The sequence below is a fragment of the Microcoleus sp. POL10_C6 genome, from assembly GCF_036701585.1.
In the GTDB taxonomy this organism is placed as follows: Bacteria; Cyanobacteriota; Cyanobacteriia; order Cyanobacteriales; family Microcoleaceae; genus Microcoleus.
On the sequence record NZ_JAUBRB010000003.1, the window covers coordinates 68586 to 89605 of the forward strand.

Sequence of the window (21020 nt, forward strand, 5' to 3'; positions counted from 1 at the left end):
CTTACATAGCCAAAGCTTGTAACGACATATAGCCCGCTAAAAAAATCAACAACCCGGTAAATAGAAATCGGACTAATTTATCTGACAATTTTGGCAACAGCCTAGCACCAAAATTTGCGCCAAATAACGATCCCAAACCCAGCATTAATCCTGGTAATATCAATACATTACTAGAATCTGCGATTACATAACGACTGACGGCCCATAATGAAATTAATACAATAGCTCCGTAGCTGGTTTGTACAGCTTCTTTAATGGGCATTTTAAGAAACAGAACTTGCAGGGGAACCATCACAATCCCTCCACCTACTCCAAACAAACCAGATAAAACTCCAGCTATCAATCCAATGCCTTGAGTTTTTAAAAGTGGCCCTGTTGAATTTACCTGCGAGTCAGACAAATGAATTTGTGCGGCTTTTTTCTCTTTGTTTTGAAGTTGCTTTTTCAAGTTTATCAGCCAGATTGCAGTTATCTGGAGACCAGCAAAACTCAATAATAGCCATTTACTAGGTAAAGCATTAGCAATAGCAACTCCTATTTCCGTTGTTAGCATTGCTGGGAAGGTTAATAAGGAAACCGTTTCAATTTTAAGTGAGTTCATTTTCCAATTCTGGATTGTTCCAGAAAGTGCACCAAGGCTAATTGCAACTAAGCTCGTTGCAACAGACTGAATAGGTGAGGCGCCCACTGCGGCAAGGGCTGGAACATAAAGTAAGCCGCCTCCAATACCAAGGAGAGCAGAAATAATTCCAACAATTATGCCAATCGGAAACAAATGTAACACACCTAAAATACTACTAACACTTACTTGTGTCATGGTAAAAATTATGAAGAAAGAGGGTAGTGGGCATCTCAATTCACGCTTCATTACAGGAGTTTTGAAACGACGGCTGGAAACCAGATTCTGTCGAGGCAAATTCTGGAAACTTAGCTTAAAATGAGCGAACCGTCAGAATGAGTGCTGTGGCTGCTTTTGCATCCCAAGAATTTGGCGAGCTTGCTCAGGTGTTGCGATGGGATGCCCTAATTTTTCGCAAATACCTCTTAAATTCGCCACTAATTCTGCATTCGATCTCGCTTTTTGTCCTTTTCGGACATAGGTTTCGTCCTCAAATCCTGTGCGAATATGCCCCCCAAGTAGAATAGCTTGTTCTGCTATAAAATAGTTATATCGACTGCCAGTACCCAACGCTGTCCAGTGACATTTTTCTGGCAATTGCTTAACCATGTACTCCAGATTTTGAGATGTCGCTCCAATCCCTGAATAACTTCCTAGAATTAGGAGGAAATGAAGCGGCTCTCTTAAGATACCTTTTTCCAGCAATTCTAAGGCTACTCGGATATCTCCCAGATCGTAAATATCGCATCTAGGGATCAGCCCTAAACTGTAAATACGTTCAATCTGCTCTCTTACATCATGTGGCGGGTTTAGGAGGATTGTTTTTTCATCAATATTCCGTGTTGACAGGTTAAGCGCACACATCTCAGGCTGGAGTTGAGGCTTATTCCCCCACATTGCAGAAGATATTTTCACCAAATTACCCCGTTCAAATTTTTCTGCTCCTTGTGCTAACCTGTCTGTTCCACGTGGGCTGATTTCGATGAGCGGAGTAGGAACAATTTGTTTGAGCTTAGAAATAGCTTCATAATATCGCTCTGGAGCGAGAGATTCTTCGCCATTATCGCCACGAACATGCAGGTGTATAATCGCCGCTCCCTGTTCAAGTGCTTCTTGAGCGGATTTTGCTTGTTCTTCTGGCGTTAACGGGACAGGAGCTATTGCCCTAGTAGTGCGATGGCCAGTGATTGCACACGTGATAATTACCGGGTGCTTAGACATATTATTTATTTAAATAACGGTACCGTATCTGAGCTCTGCAACGATACTGCTAACTATACCATTAGGTTAGTGACACGGGTAATAAAAAATGCTAAGTTCGATCGCCCTTCCACAACGGATAATTATTTTACAAAAGAAAGAAATTATATCACACTTCTTGGTAAGAAGCCTCGATCGAAAAAATCACTTAATATAAAACAACTGCCGACACTCGGTACTGGCTGTTCATTCTTTGACAACATCCATCAACTCTTCAATCAAAACATCGAGCGTGCGAGCTATCTTTTGAATGGATGTGATATCAACCGTTGCTAGTCCTTCCGATCGAGCATAGTGCCTGACTGTGCTGTACGGAACCTCCGATCGATCGGCAACATCCTTTAGCGTCCATCCTTTTTCGTCAGCCAACTCTCGGATTCGGAACCTAACTAACCCCATTCTACTTGACAAACGATAAGTATCTATGTTTTTAATTCAAACACAATTGTCGATCGACAGTTAAACAGTATTTTGTAGGGTGCGGATCTGTCAGAAGTTCGATCGTACTTAAAGATATCTGATGAATCCGCACCCGATGGTACTCACCCACAAATCAAAGAAACCGGGTTTTTCACCAAATCTTCGCCTGTAACCAAATATTCTCGCAAAAACCCGGTTTCTGACTACCCACCCATCAAAAATAAAACAACTGCCGACAGCCAAAACTGTCAACAGTTGTTTTATATATTCAATGCGGATGGCGAGACTCGAACTCGCAAGGACATATTGCCACACGCACCTCAAGCGTGCGCGTATACCAATTCCGCCACATCCGCTCTTTCTGGCAATCTCCGGGATTTTTGCGTTACGAGTTAAAGATTCACAGGTTGAGGTTCCTGACATTTAACTTGTAACTTGCCCTTTGACACCGCCGATTTACAATCATAGCACCACTACCAGCAAAATGTAAAATAAATTTTTGTGAACAATTTCTGCAAAACGATTATCCAGAACATACCGAAAGGCATTATTGTACAGAATATTGAGTGAATTAAGCAGCGAAGATGGGGTTCTCGAAAATTTTAATCGCTAATCGGGGAGAAATAGCTCTCCGCATATTGCGGACCTGCGAGGAAATGGGGATTGCCACGGTCGCCGTACACTCCACCGTAGATAAACACGCCCTGCACGTCCAGTTGGCAGACGAAGCCGTTTGCATCGGCCCCCCCACCAGCAGCAAAAGCTATTTAAACATCCCCAACATCATCGCGGCAGCCCTGACACGCAACGCCGCAGCCATTCACCCCGGTTACGGCTTCCTCGCCGAAAACGCCCGATTTGCCGAAATCTGCGCTGACCATCAAATTACCTTCATCGGCCCTTCTCCGGCAGCCATGCGGGCGATGGGCGACAAATCCACCGCCAAAGAAACTATGCAGCGGGTGAAAGTCCCCACAGTTCCCGGTAGCGACGGATTGCTGGCAGACGATCGCGAAGCTTTGTCGATCGCCCGCGACATCGGCTATCCTGTGATGATCAAAGCCACAGCCGGTGGTGGAGGCCGCGGGATGAGGCTAGTGAGAGAAGCATCCGAACTCCCCAAACTATTCTCAGCAGCCCAAGGCGAAGCCGACGCAGCCTTCGGCAACCCCGGACTTTACCTCGAAAAATTCATCGAAAAACCCCGGCACATCGAAATCCAAATCCTCGCCGACAACTACGGTAACGTCATCCACCTCGGCGAGAGAGATTGTTCGATTCAGCGCCGACACCAAAAACTCCTCGAAGAAGCCCCCAGCCCCGCCCTCACGCAGAAACTGCGAGATCAAATGGGTCACGCCGCCGTCGCCGCCGCCAAATCCATCAACTACACCGGTGCGGGTACTGTCGAATTTTTGCTTGACAAATCAGGCAAGTTCTACTTCATGGAAATGAACACTCGCATCCAAGTAGAACATCCCGTCACCGAGATGATTACAGGCCTCGACTTGATAGCCGAACAAATTCGCATCGCCCAAGGAGAAAAACTGCAAATCAAGCAAAACCAAGTAGTTCTCAATGGCCACGCCATCGAGTGCCGCATCAATGCCGAAGACCCCGATCGCAATTTCCGACCCCATCCCGGCATAATCAGCGGTTATTTGCCTCCCGGTGGCCCCGGCGTGCGGATGGACTCTCACGTTTACACCGATTACGAAATACCCGCTTACTACGATTCTTTAATCGGTAAAGTAATTGTATGGGGGCGCGATCGACCGACAGCCATCCGCAGGATGAAACGGGCATTGCGGGAATGCGCCATCACGGGCGTTCCTACCACCCTCAGCTTCCACCAAAAAATCCTCGATTCCCCCGAGTTTCTCAGCGGCGAAGTTTACACGAATTTCGTCGAACAGTTCTTGAACCAAAACGGTCATTAGTCAGTTGGCAGTTGGCAGTTGGCAGTCAACCGCCAACAGTCAACAGTCAACAGTCAACAGTCAACAGTCAACCGCCAACTTCTACATCATCATCGTCAGTAGCCCTTGCTGACCGAGAATCATTTCTCGCAGCAAGCTACAGATACCCACCCAAATAATCGGCGTAATGTCCACCCCGCCGATCGGGGGTACAATCTTTCTAGTTACGGCTAAAAAAGGTTCCGTGGGCCAAGCAATCAGACTCAAGGGCAATTTGCTGAGGTTGACCTGGGGATACCAAGTCAGAACGATGCGGAAAATGAACAGCAAAGTCATCAGCACTAGGACAGAGCCTAGAATCCAACTTGTAACGGTAATACCAGTCATAGGGTTATTCTGTAAATTTTAAGTTTTGTTAAGTCTGCTATTCATAATTTTAACTGTTTCCCAGGTGCGATCGAAACCAGACTTTTTCCGATATTCTGGGTTCAACATACGAAAGTAGCCAACAGACAACTTACAACTGACAACTGCCCACTGACAACTGACTCCTGATAAAATTAATAAAAATCAAATTGTTGTAACAAAGGCTTTGAATCTATGACTCCTTCTCTCGCGAACTTTTTGTACAGCCTGCTGGTGGGCGTGACAGTGGTAGTGATTCCAGCAACGATCGCCCTGATCTTCATCAGCCAAAAAGACAAAATCAAGCGCACCTAAAAAGTCCGCAGGTCTTTAAGTCCGGCGTGAAACTCAATTTTCGCCTGCACGTCGGGCATTTCCCCGATCCGAGAAACCTCGGCTGCCAGCAACTGTCAAGGCAAAACCTTCAGTTGACTGCCAAGCTGAGGTTTTTTCCCGTTAAACTCATTATTATACTCACTTCCCAAGCTGAAACCCTGACCGGACGCTGCCCCAGAAAGCACAGTCGGGCTGACAGACTTAATGATAGATGTAAAATCTAACTCGCTAACATAGGAAAGACATAGGAGATAGGCTAATGGTCAATTTAGGATTGAACTGGAGCAGCCTGTTAGGGATTATCCTAGCAGTAGCAGGGGCAGGACTGTATTTTCTGCGATCGTGGCGTCCCAAACTAGCCCGAGACCACGATATTTTTTTTGCAGCAGTCGGCCTGCTGTGCGGCGGTATTCTGTTATTTCAAGGATGGCGGCTTGACCCAATTCTGGCATTCGGTCAATTTCTGCTGACGGGTTCCGCCATATTTTTTGCAGCAGAAAGCATTAAGCTGCGAGGAGCGACCACAGCCCAAGCCAAAAGTCGCGCCCAATACGTAGATGAAGACCGACCTGTCAGCAACGCTTACGGTTACGACGGCTACGATGCCGACATGGAACAGCTAGAACCAGAGGAAGACTATCCGCAGCGTCCCCGGATTAGAGGCAGCCAAGACTACCGTTCCTCTCGGGAAGCCTACGACGACGAACCCCGCCGCCGCCCCTCGAATCGCAACGGCAGCGTTAACACCTCCAGGCCCGACTCGCCCGATCGATCCTCGCGCAAACGTCCCTCTCGCCCAGAAGCCCCGCCTGCCCAAGAGTCTGACAACTGGGACGTGTCAGACACCCCCGAAGAAAGACCGACCCGCAGCCGCAGCAGTCGCCCCCCAGCTTCGGAAAACCGCAGTTCCGATACGCCGCCGAGAACCAAAAAACCCCGTCCTACGGAATCATCCAGGTCTCGCCCCAGCAACCGCGACGTGGAAGCACCCCCGTCAGATTACGTGGAGTATCGACCTGTAGAATACCCGGAAGACCAACCGGATAATTCCCCCAGTTTCGACAAATAGGCAAACACTAAGTAGATGGGTGAAACTAAACATTTCTCGTGCCCGCAGGCAAAAAAATAAATTGCGTTTATTGATGCCCATCTACTTATTCTCAGATATGAAAGTGATTAAAAAGACTGTAAAGTGCGAGGGTGAAATCCCAGACAAACAGAGAGATACACAACTAATATCAAATCCGTTAGCATCGGAATAGTAAATTTGAGTCAACAGTCAACAGTCAACATCATTCCGGTGTAACCGGAAATGATATAAAAGCTAATTTTTTTTCAAAACATTTTTTAACATACCGAATCTGTGGAACTAATCGACAGCATCATAATCTAAATATAAAATCCCAAATCTTAAATCAGCAAGATGCCATTACTCGAAATAGGAGATCCGGCTCCCTGGTTTTCCGTTCCTTCTACAAATAACCCCTTATTTCATTTCCCGACTGTTGGCGGCCGGCGAGTCGTGCTGTTTTTCTTTGCCAGCGCAGCTTTTGAACAAATCCAAGTTATCCTCAAAAGGTTTCAAGAGCTTTCAGAAGAATTCCAAAGCTTGCAAGTACCCAGGTTTGGAGTGAGCGTTGACCCAGCAGACAAAGAACAAAACAGACCAACAACAATTGCTCCGTCATTCATATTTTTCTGGGACTTAGACAAAAAAGTCAGTCAGCAGTACGGTGTTTTCCGAGAGGTCGAAGAAAATGGAGTTGCCGGAGTTCACTATTCACCCCAAACTTTTGTACTCAACGAAAACCTTCAGGTAATTAATATTTTGCCGATGGGCGAACCGCACCAACACGCCCAGCAAGTATTAGATTTTCTCAAAAGTTTGCCCCCAATTGAGGAAGCCCGATCAGCCACTCGCCACGCCCCGGTGTTGGTAATTCCTAATGTTTTGGACAAAGCCTCTTGCCGCAGTTTAATCGATATGTACAAAACTCACGGTGGCAGTCCTTCCGGCTTTATGAGGCAAGTGGAGGGGAAAACTCTTGGCATTCACGACGAGAATTTCAAGAAGCGCCGAGATTTCTTTATTGAAGACCCGAAGTTACAGCAGCGATTGAATTCGATTATTTTGCGCCGGGTGCGGCCGGAAGTAGAAAAAGCTTTTCAGTTTACAATTACCAGGTTTGAACGGTACTTGATAGGTTGTTACGATGCTGACAGCGGCGGTTATTTTCGCCCACACCGCGACAACACTAGCAAAGCTACCCTGCACCGCAGGTTTGCGATGACGCTAAACTTGAATGTGGGAGAGTACACGGGGGGATTTTTACGGTTTCCAGAGTACGCGCCGCACGGTTATAAAGGCGATTGTGGCACGGCGATTATTTTTTCGTGTTCTTTGCTGCATGAAGCGACGCCAGTGATTAGCGGCCAGCGCTTTGCTTTGCTGTCTTTTTTCTACGGCAATGAGGATGCTGCGGTACGACAAGCTAATTTTAAGTATTTAGCTGCTGATTCAGATTCCCGAGTTGGAGAACCGGCGTGAGGAATGTCACTACCGTGGTGCAAGTCTTAAAATAATTAGAAAAGGTAGTTAGCGGTTAGCCACCAAACCTAATTCCTAGCTACCGATCGCTAAATAATAATCGATCGCCATGAATTTCAAACTTCTAAGTTTAGCAGTATCGGGAATTTTAACGGTTGGGGTTGCAACCAGCGCTACTGCGGTTGTTACGACATCCCCTGTGCGGCAATCAACAGATTTAACGGAATTTAACTCGGTGCATTCCCAGGGTGCGATCGCCCAAACTGTCGAAGAACAAACCAATATTCGAGTCTACGAAAAGGCTAGTCCGGCCGTTGTTACAGTCGATACAGATAAATCTAACGGCAGTGGCACAATTATCAGCCCCGACGGCATGGTGTTAACCAACGCCCACGTTGTTTCGGCAGGCGGTACCGTCAATATCATTTTGTCAGACGGCAGAAAACTTGTCGCCGATGTGGTCGGATTCGGGGAAGAAGGTCTAGACTTAGCCGTGGTTAAGATTCGCAATCAAAACAATTTGCCCACAATTCCTTTAGCCCGTCCCGGTTCGATAAAAGTCGGGCAACAAGCATTTGCGATCGGCAATCCATTCGGTCAATTTCAAGGTACTTTTACAGTCGGAATCGTCAGCCGCATCGACCAGCAGCGGGGCTTAATTCAAACCGACGCCGCCATCAATCCCGGCAATTCAGGAGGCCCGCTGCTAAATAGTTCAGGAGAATTAATCGGCGTCAATACTTCTATTTTTACTCGCGGTCGGGGTGGAGGTAATATCGGTATCGGTTTTGCAATTTCCGCAGACAAATTACCCGCTTTCCTGACAGCAGTGCGAGAAGGGCGGGCTCCCCGCGTGGCTCAAGCCCGATCGCCCTTTGGTGGCAACAAATCACCTCAAAAAGTTGCGTTAAACGGGCCCGCCGTTAGCGGTCTCCTCACCGAGAAGTCTAGCGTTCTGCCCACCGACAACAGCTTTTTTGACCTCTACTCGTTTGAGGGAAAAGCGGGCCAGCAAATCACAATAGAAATGAAAAGTCAAGAAATTGACCCTTATTTAATTTTGCTCGGGCCCAACCAGCGCGAAATCGCCCAAGACGATGACGGGGCAGGCAGTAAAGACGCCAGAATTACAGTCAGGCTGCCAGCAGACGGGACTTACACGTTAGTTGCAAATTCCTACCAAGCTAAGCAGTCAGGGGCTTATACGTTAGAACTGAAAGCGAGTGCTCCTACCGCGCCTTCTCGGGCGATTTTGCAAGAAGAAGGCGCTTTAGTCGCAGGCGGCCCAGTATTGCCGTCTGACAACAGTCTGTATCGAGAGTATACTTTTGAAGGTCGATCGGGTCAGTCTGTAGCCATTTCCCTCGAAAGTACAGATTTCGATCCCTATGTGGCCATCTTTGACCCTAACGGCCGATTAGTGGCAGAAAATGACGATGAGAGCGATTCGACTAAAAATGCGTTTCTGACCGTTACTTTGCCCGCTACGGGTCGCTATCGCGTAATTGTCAATGCTTACGATGCTGCGGGCCGGGGTCGTTATACTCTAACAGTCCGTTGAAAATTGGGCATTGGGCATTGGGCATTGGGCATTGAGCACTTGTGCTGAGCGAAGTCGAAGTATGGGGCATTGGGCATGGGTAGCACCTAACAAATAACTCATGACTACTGACTACTGACTACTGACTACTGACTACTGACTTCTTCCTTCCTTCTTCGTTGCAAACCGAGGTAATTCATGCGTCAAGTTAGATTGTGGGCGATCGCGCCAATTGCTCTGGTAGCTACTTTTTCTGGCAAGCCGACTGTCTCGCCGCCAGTTTCAAATTTAGGTGGAGTTGCTAACAGTAGTTCCACCCTCATTTCAGCAGAATTTCCTCAAAATTTAACTGATGGGAAGCCTGCTGAAAAGGGTGTTTTAGCTCAAGCAAGTCCCAACCCGTCGCCATCACCACAAAGTTCGCCAACTCAGAGCCCTACTGTAGAACCTCGGCCGAGTCCTGATGCGGGTTCATCTAAAATCATTTTAGAGCAAAACGGAGAACTCAGCCCTGCTAAGTCTTCTGTACTGCCCTCAGACAGCAGTTTGTACGACGAGTATACCTTTGAAGGCACTCAGGGTCAGAAAGTGATTATTACCGTAGAAAGTACCGAGTTTGATACTTATCTCGCTATTTTCAACTCCCAGGGCGAGCTACTTGGAGAAAATGATGATGCAACGCAGCAAAATTCCAATTCAGAGATTTCTGTTACCTTGTCTGCGAATGGTCGCTATCGCGTCATTGTCAATGCTTACGAGCCGCCTCCAAAAGGTAGAGGCAAGTACAGTTTGACCGTCCGTGAAACAACTGGAAATTAGTTTGAACGAAACTTGGGAGTCAGGGCACGGCATTGCCGTGTCCCTATAATTCAAGGACGATCGCACTACAAGCAACTACTATTAACTTAGGTAAATTCATGTGTTATCTGCAATTATAAGTTTGACGCTCTTGTATCTCTAATTTGTCGAGCTTAGTCATATTTGCGCTCTGAGTCATATTCGTTATCTGATGTTGCTGATTTCCACACACAGATAGACTCGGGCTTGAGAGGGCAAATTCTGGGAGCGATCGGATTTAGGCTCAGATCGAGAACGGTCAATTTAGTCAAAGATGTTAACGGTTTGATGTCACGGATCTGATTGTTGTAGAGTTTTAGCTCCTTCAGGTTAGTCAAAGATGTTAACGGTTTGATGTCACGGATCTGATTGTCGCCGAGGTGGAGCTGTGTCAGGTTGGTCAAAGATGTTAACGGTTTGATGTCGCTGATTTCATTTATGTACAGTCTGATCTCCTTCAGGTTAGTCAAAGATGTTAACGGTTTGATGTCCCTGATTTTATTTCCGCTAAGGGAGACTGAAGTCAGGTTAGTCAAGGATTCTAGCGGTTTGATGTCGCTAATTTGATTTCCTTCGAGTTCGAGAATAGTCAGGTTCGTCAAGGATTCTAGCGGTTTGATGTCCCTGATAGAATTGTTTCCCAGATAGAGAACAGTCAGGTTAGTCAAGGATTCTAGCGGTTTGATGTCCCTGATTTCACGAAACCTGATGTCTAATTTTGTGAGACTGAAAAGTTCTAAATCGGCCTCATCGCACTCAGTAGTTTCAGCTTTCTGCAACAACACCTTAACAGTATGTTTAGCTTCAGGACTCAAATCAGCCTTTTCGCACCAATCAGCAAATGTTCGTCCGCCCAAGGGCGGTTTCCTCTTTGGAATTGGTTGATGGAATTCCAGAAAAGTCAGATTAGTCAAAGATTCTAGCGGTTTGATGTCCTTTATTTTATTGTTGTTTAGTTCGAGTTCCTTCAGGTTAGTCAAAGATGCTAGCGGTTTGATATCGGTAATTTTATTCAAGCTGAGGTTGAGTTCCTTCAGGTTAGCCAAGGATTCTAGCGGTTTGATATCGCTGATTTTATTTCCGTTGAGGACGAGCTTTGTTAGTTTAGTCAAGGATTCTAGCGGTTTGATGTCGCCGATTTTATTGTCGCTCAGATCGAGTTCCATTAGCGACATCAAAGATGTTAGCGGTTTGATGTCGCTGATTTTATTGCTGCTGAGGTCTAGCTGTGTCAGTTTAGTCAAGGATTCTAGCGGTTTGATGTCGTTGATTTTATTACCGCCAATTTGCAGTTTCCCGATACTCGAAAGTTTCCGATCGGTCGAGGATTTTAATGGTTTAATGCCACCCAGAAGATTGTTGCTGAGGTTGAGCTGTGTCAGCAACATCAAAGATGCTAGCGGTTTGATGTCGTCTATAAAATTGCCGTTGAGTTCGAGCACAGTCAGTTTAGTCAAAGATTTTAACGGTTTGATGTCGCTGATTCTATTCCCGCCGAGGTGAAGCACAGTCAGGTTTGTTAAAGATTTTAGCGGTTGGATATCGCTGATTTCATTGCTAGTGAGGTCGAGTTCTTTCAGGTTAGTCAAGGATTCTAGCGGTTTGATGTCGCTAATTTTATTGTAGCCCAGATCGATATCCTTCAAGTTAGTCAAGGATGTTAGCGGTTTAATATCGCTGATTTCATTGCTGCGGAGGTTGAGTTCCGCGAGACCAAAAAGTTTTCGATCGGCCTCATCGCACTCAGTAGTGCCTGATTTCTGTAACAGCACCTCAACAGTATGTTTAGCTTCCCCACTCAAATCAGCCTTTTTGCGACACCAATCAGCAAATGTTTGTCCGCTGTTGGACGATCGCGGTTCGGAGATTAAGGTGGAATGTTCATTTCCGCATGATGCTAGGACGATCGCACTACAAGCAACTACTATCAACTTTGGTAAATTCATATGTTTGTATGCAACTATAAATGTTATAATCCTGCATCTATAAATTTACAATCTGTATTTTAAATAACTCTTAAAAATAGAAGGGAAGCTGAAATCTCAATAATTTTTCAGCTTCCTTTTTTGCTTAATTCAGATTAATTTAACGCAGACCCAGCCAGGTGAAAAAATCCTGGCGGGTGAAGAATTCTAGCAGCAAAAGTCCCACGAACCCCACCATCGCAAATCGTCCGTTGATTTGTTCGGCGTAGGCATTCCATCCAAAGGCTGGTTCTGGTTTTGGGGTATTTGGGGTTGTCGGTTTTGGGGATGGAGGAGTTTGAGCAGTCATTTAAAAGTTTTGAGTTTCGTGTTTTGAGTGATGAATTTTGGGAAGCTTTGCGATCGCACAACTTGTAATTTACCAGGAAAAGGACAGCCGATCGCTAATCTGCCGACTTTTCTAAACTTTGAACCGATTCGATCAGATTTCGCACGGTTTCGGTACCTTCAGAAGGTTCAAAAAACAGCGGGAACTTGCCGCGAGCGATCATTCTCAAACCCAACGGGCCCAGACTCAGCAAACCTTTAACGTCGCGGAAGTAGTTCCCTACTACTTCGATGCCAAACTTGCGCTCGTCTATCCAGCCGCCTTCTTTGACCAGATCGATTAAGACTTTGCGGTGGCGGATCGATCGACTGGCTTGGTCGTCTTTGCGATCGAGAATCTCTTGTTTAATCTTACCAATTTGATCCATCGGCGCAACTTCCATCGGACAAACCGAGTTGCAGTAGTAACAGCGGGTGCATCCCCAGACACCTGCGGTGCCTTCGTTGTATTTTTCGATCCGATTTTCGGTTTCGCTGTCGCGGGAGTCGGTGATCGTGCGGTAAGCTTTGGCGAGGGCGTGGGGGCCGACAAATTCCGGGTTGACTTCGCGGGCGTTGCACTCAGAATAGCACGCACCGCAGAGGATGCAGTTGCCGGTTTGGTCGAGTTTCGATCGCTCTTCTGGAGTTTGCAGAAATTCGCGTTCTGGAATTGCTCGCGAGGCGGTGCTGACATAGGGTTCAACTGCTTCTAGGTTGTCCCAAAAACTGCTCATGTCAACAACCAAATCTTTAATGACCGGCATATTTCCCATTGGGGCGACGGTGATTTCTGGGATGAAATCAGTAGGCATTTCTGCTGAGCTGGAAGCAGCTATTTTTTGCAGTCTTGCCAGTTCGCTGGCTACATTTTCTTTGCAAGCTAATGCTGAGCGACCGTTAATTCGCATAGAACAACTGCCGCAAATTGTATTGCGACAATTTTTGCGAAAAGCTAAAGTGCCGTCCTGTTCCCACTTAATACTGTTGAGGCAGTCTAGGATGGTATTGCTCTCTTCCACATCTAGGGTGTAAGTGTGAACCCGAGGAGCCTCGTTTTGATTTTGGCGCACTACATTAAAGCGGACTTTCATATTTTGAGTAAGGAATTTAGTGTCTATTTTAAGCTAAATTTTTGGCTTCTCTAGAAAGCTCTTTTTTTTTTAACAACTACCTAAAGTAAGAGATTTTTAAAATTTTATTATTGTTTGATAAACATCAATAATTCTCAAGTTATAAATCCTAAATTACCACTTTTTTAAGCGGATTTGTGAGCTATTAATTGGAGATAAAAGTAATTAATCGCTGCAATTCGCTAGTCGGAGGTGTGTGATGTCCAGCTTGTTTGTATTAACTTTCATGTTTTCCACACCGGCTTTTTGTCTGGGTCTGCTAAATCCTCAATGGGTGGGACTGGGAACTCGCAAGCGATCAACTGCCTTGTACGGCGGCTTGATGGCAGCTTCATTCGTTTTGCTTGGGGTTACAGCACCTAAGGCGCCACAACCAGTTTCATCGGGGCTGCTGGCCTCAACTGAATGGCCAGAATTTAGGGTAAGCGCACCTTTGCGCTGAAGGTAGCTGGGTATGCATTTCACTTTTTTGACACCATTACAAGAAATTTTACCAGGACTTACGCCCGGTTGGGGCGAGAAACTTAGTTTTTTAAGAAAAATACTTGGTTCTACTCATTTACTGCAATTAAAAATCCCGGTTTATAGGTGTCGGAGTGCGATCGCAAACTGTAGGGAAAAATCGTGGCTTTAGTAAGGAGAAAAACCCTAACAGGACTTATGCAAAAAAACAGGTTTTTTCCACAACTCGTCGCTTTTTGAATAAATATTGACGCAGAAACCGGGTTTTTGGTCTTTTAGTGTGCCCAGGACTGACTAAGAAACCCGGTTGCACCAGGGTTGGCTCTCCAACGTTCTAGTTTACTTCCTAAATCATAGGGATTTGTGAGTTTGCCTGCGGATAAATAAGGAAGTTAACTTCTCAGGACTTACACACAGAAATTAAATAAATCAGGTTCTTTAAACAGATATCCTTCGTGCTTCACCTCGGATTTTGGTAAAAGAAACCGGGTGTCTGCGTCCTGGATGACTTCTCTTTTTTACTGCTACTAAAAATCGCTATGTTTAATTTTTTCGTCTTCAGCTTTCTATTGTCTATCCCGGCCTTCTTTCTGGGTATTGTTAATCCGAAATGGGTGGGCGCACCAACCCGCAAGCGATCGATCGCGATGTACGGCGGGTTGATGGCGGCTTCGTTTGTGCTTGTTGGCGTCACCGCGCCCCCTCCGTCTCAGGAAGTTTCAGTGGCGCTTCCGGCCCCAAGCGATCCGCTAGTATCCTCTCAAACCGCTAAGCCGTCACTGCTTTCGGCAGTGCCGACATCCAAGCCGGAAGCTGTGAAAACGCCGACACCAAAACCGAAACCTGCCATTTCTACTGCCACACCTGCACTTGCCAAACCAGAGTCCGATCGCAAATTGCCATCTTCAGCCAAATCTGTTGAGCGAACCGCAGAGATTGCTCTTGATGCACAGCAGCCAAAGGAAGATACCAAGAAAGTTATTTATGAGTCTTCTAAAGAGAAGGTTAAAAGTGCCGATTTTCCGAGTTGCGTTAACTCGGATTGCAACTGTTCTGACTTTGCGACTCAAGCCGAAGCGCAGCGAGTGTTAGAGGCATATCCGGGCGATCCGTTTAAGCTCGATCGAGATCGAGACTCGATCGCTTGTGAAACGTTGCCTTAGATTTTATCTGCCAACAGCCTCGGTTAACGATCGAGGCTTTTTTGAGTGATTGTACGAATTGAAGAACGCAAATCGATCGGCTAAAATTGTCTAATTGTTGAGCTTGCGGTGCGGGTGCAGCTATGACTTACAGCTTGAGAATTGTCGATTTGCCAACGAGTGAACGGCCACGGGAACGGTTGATGGCCGGCGGCCCAAAAAGTTTGGCGACTGCGGAATTGATTGCGATTCTCCTGGGTACTGGTCAGGGACCCGGCAAACTTTCCGCCGTCGGGCTCGGACAGTATATTTTAAATCAGTTGAGTTTGCACCAACGTGATGCTCTGGCTGTGCTACGCACCATTAGCGTGCAGGAGTTGACGCAGATTCACGGGATTGGCCCTGCTAAGGCGACTTCGATTTTGGCTGCGGTGGAGTTGGGGAAGCGGGTATTTCAGTCGCGGCCGCCGGAAATGGCTGTGGTTGACTCTCCGCAAGCGGCGGCTGATGCCCTGAGTCAGGATTTGATGTGGCAGTCTCAGGAACGTTTTGCTGTGGTGCTGCTAGATGTGAAAAATCGGCTGCTGGGAACTCAGGTAATTACGATCGGCACAGCAACGGAAACTTTGGCTCACCCACGGGATATTTTTCGCGAGGTGATCCGCCAGGGGGCGACGCGGGCGATTATCTCGCACAATCACCCCTCCGGGATTGTGGAACCAAGCCCGGAGGATATTGCTTTGACGCGGCAGTTGCTGGCGGGAGCGCAGTTTTTGTCGATTCCGCTACTGGATCACTTGATTTTGGGGAATGGCGATTTTCGGAGCTTGCGGCAGACGACGACGCTTTGGGAGGAGTATCCCCAGGGCGATTGAACTCTTATACTTAACTAATTTCATTACTATCATTAGTTATTTGTATCTTTGGGGTCTCTGACGGCTGAATCAGCTCTGACAGCAGGCAAATTTTCCGGCTGGAGTCCCCCGCGAGAGCCTGTTTTGGCTGAATGTCGCTGCTGATACTTCGTTTCGAGCACAACTCGGTTAATCTAGTATAGGTAGGCTGAAGAGGTCGCTAATCCGATTTTTTTTGAGCATACTAAACGTATACTGAACCAGCACCTAAAGACCCACTTATTAAGAAATTATTAAATGGGATGTAAAATACACGGTGTGGTGATAGGAGGAGAACTGTGTTTCTGAGACTTGCAGAACAACACCGTAAATTCGTTCAAGATTTGGTAATGAACCTCCAAGCTTTAGCGATCGTGCTAGAGCATCGGGGTTATCTGGCATCCTGCTACACTTGCGGGGGTCAGATGAACAGTGCCTCATTTATGGTCAGTTTGACGGACAACCATCTGATTCGATTTTTAGTGTCAGATTACGGTATCACTTGGACTGAGATGCGGGACGACCGCGAACTCATGAAACTAGAAGGTGCAGAAGCGATTAATCAGTTACAAGAACTGGCAAATCTCGTAAAGTATCAAATCCAACCTTCGGAAGCTACTTTAGCGACGGCCCAGTGAGTGTAGCGATTGCACGGTTCCGAGGAAGGCGACAACGAAAGTGGCTGCTTGTCTGCTAAAACCGAATCCCCAGCGAGTTAGTTGAGAGGGTTCATTTAGGTGCACAGCGATGGCTGCTCAACAGACAAGGGTGCTATCAGGGTACCTTCAGACGGTTTAGCGCTCAGTCGATCGAAGTGAGCCTGGGCAGACGGCATACTTTATGCCAGAAGTCTCAAACTTGGAACCTCTAGTTTTTTTCAGCAGTTGATTCTCCCTTGAGAGCGATTAGCAAAATTGAGAAGTGCGACGGCTCGTCGGCTGCGATGTTAATTTCTCACTTTGGCATTCAAAAGTCAAGGAATTGAAATTAACTTTAAGCAGGCAGGTAAAATTTAACATCCAGAGTGAGGATGAGGCTGTGAAGATTGGGCAAAAGGCAGCCCACGGGGTGTGATGTGCGGGCGAATGGCGTTTATTTTTGCTCTTAGATTTAGCCTATCAGGCTAATAATTAACTTGAAGCAGCATCACTGCTGTAAAACATCTCACAGCCGGCTTGGGCCGGCTAAGTTTTGCGTATATCTAGGCTTCTAGCCAATGTTTGGCTTTTAGGTTAAACGGCTCTTGGAAGTGTACGCTCGCACTTGCTAAACTAATTTTATAATACTTTAATGATTAGTCCTAAAATATTTATCGCCCAGTTTGGAGTCTGCATCAAATGGTAAATTTAAGCGAACTACTAGAACCCATCGCCAGTCAATTTCGCAGTCTGGGAATTCCCGAACCAATTACCCATTGGGGACACCCTGTAATGATGGGAATAGTGGTTGTGGCGATGGGCAGTTTTGTCGGGTATACGGGATGGCAGGGACGTTTGGCCGCCGATAAAGATGTCGCACTCAAAAGTCGCTCGGATCACCGCAAGCTTGCACCGTGGATGTTTCTGTTTCTAGCTTTGGGCTATACAGGCGGCTTGCTGTCGCTGGTGATGCAGCACCAGCCAGTCATGGAAAGTCCGCATTTTTGGACGGGTTCGGCAGTGCTGGTTTTGCTGGCTGTTGGCAGCTTGATTTCGCTGACTGGTTTTGGAGGCAATAAGCTGGCACTGCGCGCGGTTCACGCTTATTTAGGCACGACGGCCCTTGCACTTATGGTGCTGCACGCGGCTTTCGGTTTAAAATTGGGGCTGTCTATTTAGAAGAGGAAGAGGAAGGGGAACGGGAAGGGAAAGAATGTAAGGAAAGAAATTTTGCCATAACTTACGCATCGGTAGCCAAAAACCAGGTTTTTTATCGAAATACACGGCTTTTAGCCATTTATCCCGGTTGAAAAACCCGGTTTCTTTGGTAAGGAGTGCCTAAGTTCCGCATAGTTTTCCCTGAAATATTCCCCCTCTAAATTGCTAATTAATTAATGAATCAAGCAACGGGTGTCATCTTCTGTCTTGCATACATTTTGGGATTGATTTCTACAGCGGTTCCTTGGGGTAGATACGCGATACTTGCTTTGGGAATAGCGGTGGCGATCGCCCTGCCGAAATTGTTGCGAAATTTTACTAAAACTTCTGTCAAAATTACTAAGAAAAGACGCAGCCGACAAAAAGAAAATGCTCTGGAAGAACCCTTAGATGCGAGGGAAGAGTTGAGTTTGTTGGAGATGCTGCCGAGAGCGAAATGGGTGTGGGCAGTTGCGGGTTTGCTGGCATTTCTAGCTAGTGTTTATTTTGCAGTTCGATCGCCCCAACCGGCAATAGATGACATCAGCAAACTGATTCCGGCTGGCGGGAACACTCAAGAAGTGGCAGTGACAGTTCGCGGTAGAGTTGTCAGTACGCCTCGATTGACTCGATCGGGACGATCGCAATTTTGGCTAGAAACAGATTTAGTTAGCGAAATCAACGGCGGCGAGGGAGGAGCAGTTGTCAACCGCCCAGTATCCGGCAAACTCTACGTTACACTGCCTCTGCTGCAAGCAACGGGTTTGTACGCCGACAATACGATCGCAGTTGTGGGCTCCTTGTACAAACCGCAGCCACCGTCGAATCCAGGGGCTTTTAATTTTCAAGCATATTTAGCCAGAGAAGGGGCTTTTGTAGGGCTCAAAGGCCGTCAAATCGACTGGAGGAGAGAAAATGCGATCGCCGATGTAAATCGAGTTAACAGCCAAACGGCTGCTTTCTTGGAGCCCAGCGGGATGCAGCCATCGAAAATTCAAGCGATGCGGCAGCGGATCGTGCGATCGCAACTATCGCAGTTAAATGTTCCCGAAGGGCCCTTAATCAGTGCGATCGCCCTCGGCAAACAAGCAGTAGATTTACCTTACAACATCCGCGACTATTTTGTGCAGGCTGGATTAGCCCACGCGATCGCAGCTTCCGGCACTCAAGTTTCGATGGTTTTGGCTTTAGTTCTAGCTTTAACCAGGCGTTTTTCCAAACAATTACAATTTAGCTTTGGCGTCGGTGCTTTATTTTTGCTTGTGGGGCTAACTGGCTTTGAACCATCAGTATGCCGCGCCGCTTTGATGGGATTTGGAACACTATTTGCTTTGGTGCTGAGCCGCCAAGTTAAGCCGCTGGGATTGCTGTTAATCGCTGCTACTATTTTATTGCTGGTTAACCCTTTGTGGATTTGGGATTTAGGTTTTCAACTGAGTTTTTTGGCGACTTTGGGGTTAATCGTGACCACGCCGCCACTGATGGCAAAGTTGGACTGGATGCCACCCGCGATCGCTTCGATTCTTGTGGTTCCGATCGCCGCTTCAGTTTGGGTATTGCCGCTGTTACTTTACGTTTTTAGTGTGGTATCACCTTACAGCATTTTAGTCAATATTATTGCGGCTCCTTTGCTGTGGATTTTGAGTATTGGGGGGATGGTTAGCGCTTTAGCTGGATTGATTTTTCCGCCCGCTGGCAGTGTTTTAGCACAACTGCTGGACTATCCGGCAAAGGGGTTAATTGCGATCGCCCAATATTTCTCGCAATTACCCGGTAATTCGGTAGCTGTCGGTCAAGTATCGGTATTTCAGCTAATCGCGCTTTACAGTTTAATTTGCTGGGTTTGGATTGGGGGAAGAAAGAAGAAGGAAGAAGGAAGAAGGAAGAAGGAAGAAGGAAGAAGGAAGAAGGAAGAAGGAAGAAGGAAGAAGGAAGAAGGAAGAAAGTAGAGTTGTGTCGCTGCCGAGTTTTTCATCTGCTTGGATTTTGCCGCTGGCGCTGGTGGCGGGAATAAGTATCATAGTTTTGCCAGCTTGGCACGTTCAATCCTCTTTATTTCAAGTTACTTTGCTGGCGACATCTGGCGAACCAGTGTTAGTAATTCAAGATAGGGGAAAAGTGGCGCTAATTAATAGCGGTGATGAAAATACCGTAAGGTTTACAGTGTTGCCTTTTTTGCAGCAGCAAGGAGTTAATTCTGTTAATTTTGCGATCGCCTCTCACGGTCATTTAGGTTTGAGCGGTGGTTGGGGAAAATTACTAGAACGCTTGCCAATTAAAACATTTTATGATAACAACGCTCCCAAACAAATTCACCGTGGCAACAATCAGGAATTTATGACGGCTGTGCAATCTCGCCAAGGCGTTTACTTTCCTTTAGAAACTAACAGTACAGTTGATCTGGGTTCGACGCGGTTGCAGTTCGTGAATGCGGAGATTCCGGTGGTAGAATTCCTGGTGGGAAATCGAACTTGGTTGCTCGTCGGTGAAATGACACCGGAAGTGCAAAAAAAATTGGCAGCAACGGGAACCTTGAAGCCGGCTCAAGTGCTGTGGTGGTCAGGAAAAGCCCTGACGGCTGAGTTATTAAGCGCAGTGGGGCCACAAGTGGCGATCGCCTCTGCTAACGAAATAGACCCAGAAACCGCAGCCCAACTGCGCCAAAGCAAAGCCCAGATATTCTGGACAGGCCGCGACGGAGCCCTCCAGTGGACTCCAGCAGGGGGATTTAAGACCACTCTGGAATCTGAAGAAAATCAAACTTCTTTTTTATAAAGATTTACAATCTGGCACACTGTGCGGTAAAATACTTTTAGCTCACATCTCAAATCAATTGGAGAGGTGGCAGAGCGGTTGAATGCGGTAGACTCGAAATCTACTTTAGGGGTAACTCTAACGTGGGTTCAAATCCCACCCTCTCCGTACATTCCTTACTCCACAAGGCTTTGATGCTATCCGCTTCTTTAGCCCAATGTGCAGTTTTATAGGCAGTGGTATATATGAGTGGTATATAAACCACTTCGGTATATACCACTTTTTGCTTTAACTCCACCCCATCAAGCGGGCGATCGGTCAAGACAAAAGTATTTCTAAAATTGCCTCGAAATCTATTTTAAAAGCAACTCTAACGTGGGTTCAAATCCCACCCTCTTCGTACATCTCAGCGTCAAGCGCGCACCTTATTAACCTAGGGTGCGCGCACCTGATTATATTATGAAATTTAACTCCACAATCTGAGTAGCATAATAGCTGCTTTCATTTCGGTAAGGTAGAGGCTGAAAATCTCAAGGGAATTCTTAACTCAAAACCGGGCACAAAAAAAGGGAAGAGAGTTGGTAAAGCAGGCGGTTGCAAACCGCTGTCTCAATCACGAATAAGGT

The 21020-nt window shown here is 46.6% G+C and carries 19 protein-coding genes and 2 tRNA genes; 13 read left to right on the forward strand and 8 right to left on the reverse strand.

The genetic code is table 11. The annotated features are described in order from the left end of the window. Position 1: 1 nt before the first annotated feature. The 4 genes from QUA34_RS02585 to QUA34_RS02600 all read right to left on the reverse strand — a co-directional run bounded on the left by QUA34_RS02585 (position 2) and on the right by QUA34_RS02600 (position 2655). On the reverse strand, positions 2-817 hold the full coding sequence (locus QUA34_RS02585) for a sulfite exporter TauE/SafE family protein (protein ID WP_333383881.1): 816 nt from the start codon (positions 815-817) through the stop codon (positions 2-4). 132 nt (positions 818-949) lie between these two features. Continuing rightward, complete coding sequence (locus tag QUA34_RS02590) at positions 950-1840, reverse strand: 3-keto-5-aminohexanoate cleavage protein (RefSeq protein WP_333383884.1); 891 nt, start codon at positions 1838-1840, stop codon at positions 950-952. Between the two features lie 225 nt (positions 1841-2065). Continuing rightward, positions 2066-2278 (reverse strand): helix-turn-helix domain-containing protein, encoded by a 213-nt coding sequence (locus tag QUA34_RS02595; protein WP_332973393.1) that lies wholly within the window; start codon positions 2276-2278, stop codon positions 2066-2068. A 293-nt stretch (positions 2279-2571) separates the two neighbouring features. Next, a tRNA-Leu gene (locus QUA34_RS02600) sits at positions 2572-2655 on the reverse strand. A gap of 228 nt (positions 2656-2883) precedes the next feature. Between QUA34_RS02600 and accC the strand changes: the two genes are divergently transcribed. Then, complete coding sequence (gene accC / locus QUA34_RS02605; protein WP_333383888.1) at positions 2884-4239, forward strand: acetyl-CoA carboxylase biotin carboxylase subunit; 1356 nt, start codon at positions 2884-2886, stop codon at positions 4237-4239. Positions 4240-4320: 81 nt separating this feature from the next. Here accC and QUA34_RS02610 read toward each other — a convergent pair whose 3' ends face one another. Next, positions 4321-4605, reverse strand: a complete 285-nt coding sequence (locus tag QUA34_RS02610; RefSeq protein ID WP_333383890.1) for a YggT family protein — start codon at positions 4603-4605, stop codon at positions 4321-4323. 213 nt (positions 4606-4818) lie between these two features. Here QUA34_RS02610 and psbX point away from each other — a divergent pair, with 213 nt between their 5' ends. The 5 genes from psbX (at position 4819) to QUA34_RS02635 (ending at position 9866) form a co-directional block, all read left to right on the forward strand. After that, positions 4819-4938 carry a photosystem II reaction center X protein gene (psbX, locus tag QUA34_RS02615; RefSeq protein WP_333041933.1) on the forward strand — a complete coding sequence of 40 codons (120 nt, stop codon included), beginning with the start codon at positions 4819-4821 and terminating at the stop codon, positions 4936-4938. Positions 4939-5218: 280 nt separating this feature from the next. Next, a complete protein-coding gene (locus QUA34_RS02620) occupies positions 5219-6028 on the forward strand; it encodes a Ycf66 family protein (RefSeq protein ID WP_333383891.1) in 810 nt (269 codons plus the stop codon). A 354-nt stretch (positions 6029-6382) separates the two neighbouring features. After that, on the forward strand, positions 6383-7507 hold the full coding sequence (locus tag QUA34_RS02625; RefSeq protein WP_333383893.1) for a redoxin domain-containing protein: 1125 nt from the start codon (positions 6383-6385) through the stop codon (positions 7505-7507). A 109-nt stretch (positions 7508-7616) separates the two neighbouring features. Then, complete coding sequence (locus QUA34_RS02630; RefSeq protein ID WP_333327056.1) at positions 7617-9068, forward strand: trypsin-like peptidase domain-containing protein; 1452 nt, start codon at positions 7617-7619, stop codon at positions 9066-9068. A 177-nt stretch (positions 9069-9245) separates the two neighbouring features. Beyond that, positions 9246-9866 carry a pre-peptidase C-terminal domain-containing protein gene (locus tag QUA34_RS02635; RefSeq protein ID WP_333383896.1) on the forward strand — a complete coding sequence of 207 codons (621 nt, stop codon included), beginning with the start codon at positions 9246-9248 and terminating at the stop codon, positions 9864-9866. 152 nt (positions 9867-10018) lie between these two features. Here QUA34_RS02635 and QUA34_RS02640 read toward each other — a convergent pair whose 3' ends face one another. The 3 genes from QUA34_RS02640 to QUA34_RS02650 form a co-directional block, all read right to left on the reverse strand. Then, positions 10019-11830: a leucine-rich repeat domain-containing protein gene (locus tag QUA34_RS02640; protein WP_333383899.1), complete on the reverse strand. Its 1812-nt coding sequence runs from the start codon at positions 11828-11830 to the stop codon at positions 10019-10021. A 139-nt stretch (positions 11831-11969) separates the two neighbouring features. Then, a complete protein-coding gene (locus QUA34_RS02645; protein ID WP_333106934.1) occupies positions 11970-12158 on the reverse strand; it encodes a chlorophyll a/b-binding protein in 189 nt (62 codons plus the stop codon). A gap of 94 nt (positions 12159-12252) precedes the next feature. Beyond that, positions 12253-13269, reverse strand: a complete 1017-nt coding sequence (locus QUA34_RS02650; protein ID WP_333327052.1) for a succinate dehydrogenase/fumarate reductase iron-sulfur subunit — start codon at positions 13267-13269, stop codon at positions 12253-12255. Positions 13270-14309: 1040 nt separating this feature from the next. Between QUA34_RS02650 and QUA34_RS02655 the strand changes: the two genes are divergently transcribed. From QUA34_RS02655 to QUA34_RS02685, 7 genes are all read left to right on the forward strand, one after another. Beyond that, positions 14310-14933, forward strand: a complete 624-nt coding sequence (locus tag QUA34_RS02655) for an excalibur calcium-binding domain-containing protein (RefSeq protein ID WP_333327050.1) — start codon at positions 14310-14312, stop codon at positions 14931-14933. A gap of 122 nt (positions 14934-15055) precedes the next feature. After that, a complete protein-coding gene (radC, locus tag QUA34_RS02660; RefSeq protein ID WP_333213130.1) occupies positions 15056-15787 on the forward strand; it encodes a RadC family protein in 732 nt (243 codons plus the stop codon). Positions 15788-16104: 317 nt separating this feature from the next. Then, positions 16105-16443, forward strand: coding sequence for a DUF1815 family protein (locus QUA34_RS02665; RefSeq protein ID WP_015176985.1), 339 nt, complete (start codon positions 16105-16107; stop codon positions 16441-16443). Between the two features lie 699 nt (positions 16444-17142). Next, entirely contained in the window at positions 17143-17622 is a 480-nt protein-coding gene (locus tag QUA34_RS02670) for a DUF4079 domain-containing protein (RefSeq protein WP_333044165.1), read from the forward strand. A gap of 215 nt (positions 17623-17837) precedes the next feature. Then, entirely contained in the window at positions 17838-19589 is a 1752-nt protein-coding gene (locus QUA34_RS02675) for a ComEC/Rec2 family competence protein (protein WP_333327046.1), read from the forward strand. After that, positions 19489-20415: a hypothetical protein gene (locus QUA34_RS02680; RefSeq protein WP_333327044.1), complete on the forward strand. Its 927-nt coding sequence runs from the start codon at positions 19489-19491 to the stop codon at positions 20413-20415. The genes QUA34_RS02675 and QUA34_RS02680 overlap by 101 nt, the downstream gene beginning before the upstream one ends. Positions 20416-20475: 60 nt before the next feature. Beyond that, positions 20476-20562: transfer RNA gene (locus tag QUA34_RS02685), tRNA-Ser, on the forward strand. Positions 20563-21020: the final 458 nt, after the last annotated feature.

Coding starts and splice junctions, on each gene's coding strand:
- radC (WP_333213130.1), top strand. CDS start 15,056: ATGACTTACAGCTTGAGAATTGTCGATTTGCCAACGAGTGAACGGCCA.
- QUA34_RS02635 (WP_333383896.1), top strand. CDS start 9,246: ATGCGTCAAGTTAGATTGTGGGCGATCGCGCCAATTGCTCTGGTAGCT.
- QUA34_RS02650 (WP_333327052.1), bottom strand. CDS start 13,269: ATGAAAGTCCGCTTTAATGTAGTGCGCCAAAATCAAAACGAGGCTCCT.
- QUA34_RS02645 (WP_333106934.1), bottom strand. CDS start 12,158: ATGACTGCTCAAACTCCTCCATCCCCAAAACCGACAACCCCAAATACC.
- QUA34_RS02625 (WP_333383893.1), top strand. CDS start 6,383: ATGCCATTACTCGAAATAGGAGATCCGGCTCCCTGGTTTTCCGTTCCT.
- QUA34_RS02585 (WP_333383881.1), bottom strand. CDS start 817: ATGACACAAGTAAGTGTTAGTAGTATTTTAGGTGTGTTACATTTGTTT.
- QUA34_RS02610 (WP_333383890.1), bottom strand. CDS start 4,605: ATGACTGGTATTACCGTTACAAGTTGGATTCTAGGCTCTGTCCTAGTG.
- QUA34_RS02640 (WP_333383899.1), bottom strand. CDS start 11,830: ATGAATTTACCAAAGTTGATAGTAGTTGCTTGTAGTGCGATCGTCCTA.
- QUA34_RS02655 (WP_333327050.1), top strand. CDS start 14,310: ATGTTTAATTTTTTCGTCTTCAGCTTTCTATTGTCTATCCCGGCCTTC.
- QUA34_RS02590 (WP_333383884.1), bottom strand. CDS start 1,840: ATGTCTAAGCACCCGGTAATTATCACGTGTGCAATCACTGGCCATCGC.
- psbX (WP_333041933.1), top strand. CDS start 4,819: ATGACTCCTTCTCTCGCGAACTTTTTGTACAGCCTGCTGGTGGGCGTG.
- QUA34_RS02630 (WP_333327056.1), top strand. CDS start 7,617: ATGAATTTCAAACTTCTAAGTTTAGCAGTATCGGGAATTTTAACGGTT.
- QUA34_RS02670 (WP_333044165.1), top strand. CDS start 17,143: ATGGTAAATTTAAGCGAACTACTAGAACCCATCGCCAGTCAATTTCGC.
- QUA34_RS02595 (WP_332973393.1), bottom strand. CDS start 2,278: ATGGGGTTAGTTAGGTTCCGAATCCGAGAGTTGGCTGACGAAAAAGGA.
- accC (WP_333383888.1), top strand. CDS start 2,884: ATGGGGTTCTCGAAAATTTTAATCGCTAATCGGGGAGAAATAGCTCTC.
- QUA34_RS02675 (WP_333327046.1), top strand. CDS start 17,838: ATGAATCAAGCAACGGGTGTCATCTTCTGTCTTGCATACATTTTGGGA.
- QUA34_RS02620 (WP_333383891.1), top strand. CDS start 5,219: ATGGTCAATTTAGGATTGAACTGGAGCAGCCTGTTAGGGATTATCCTA.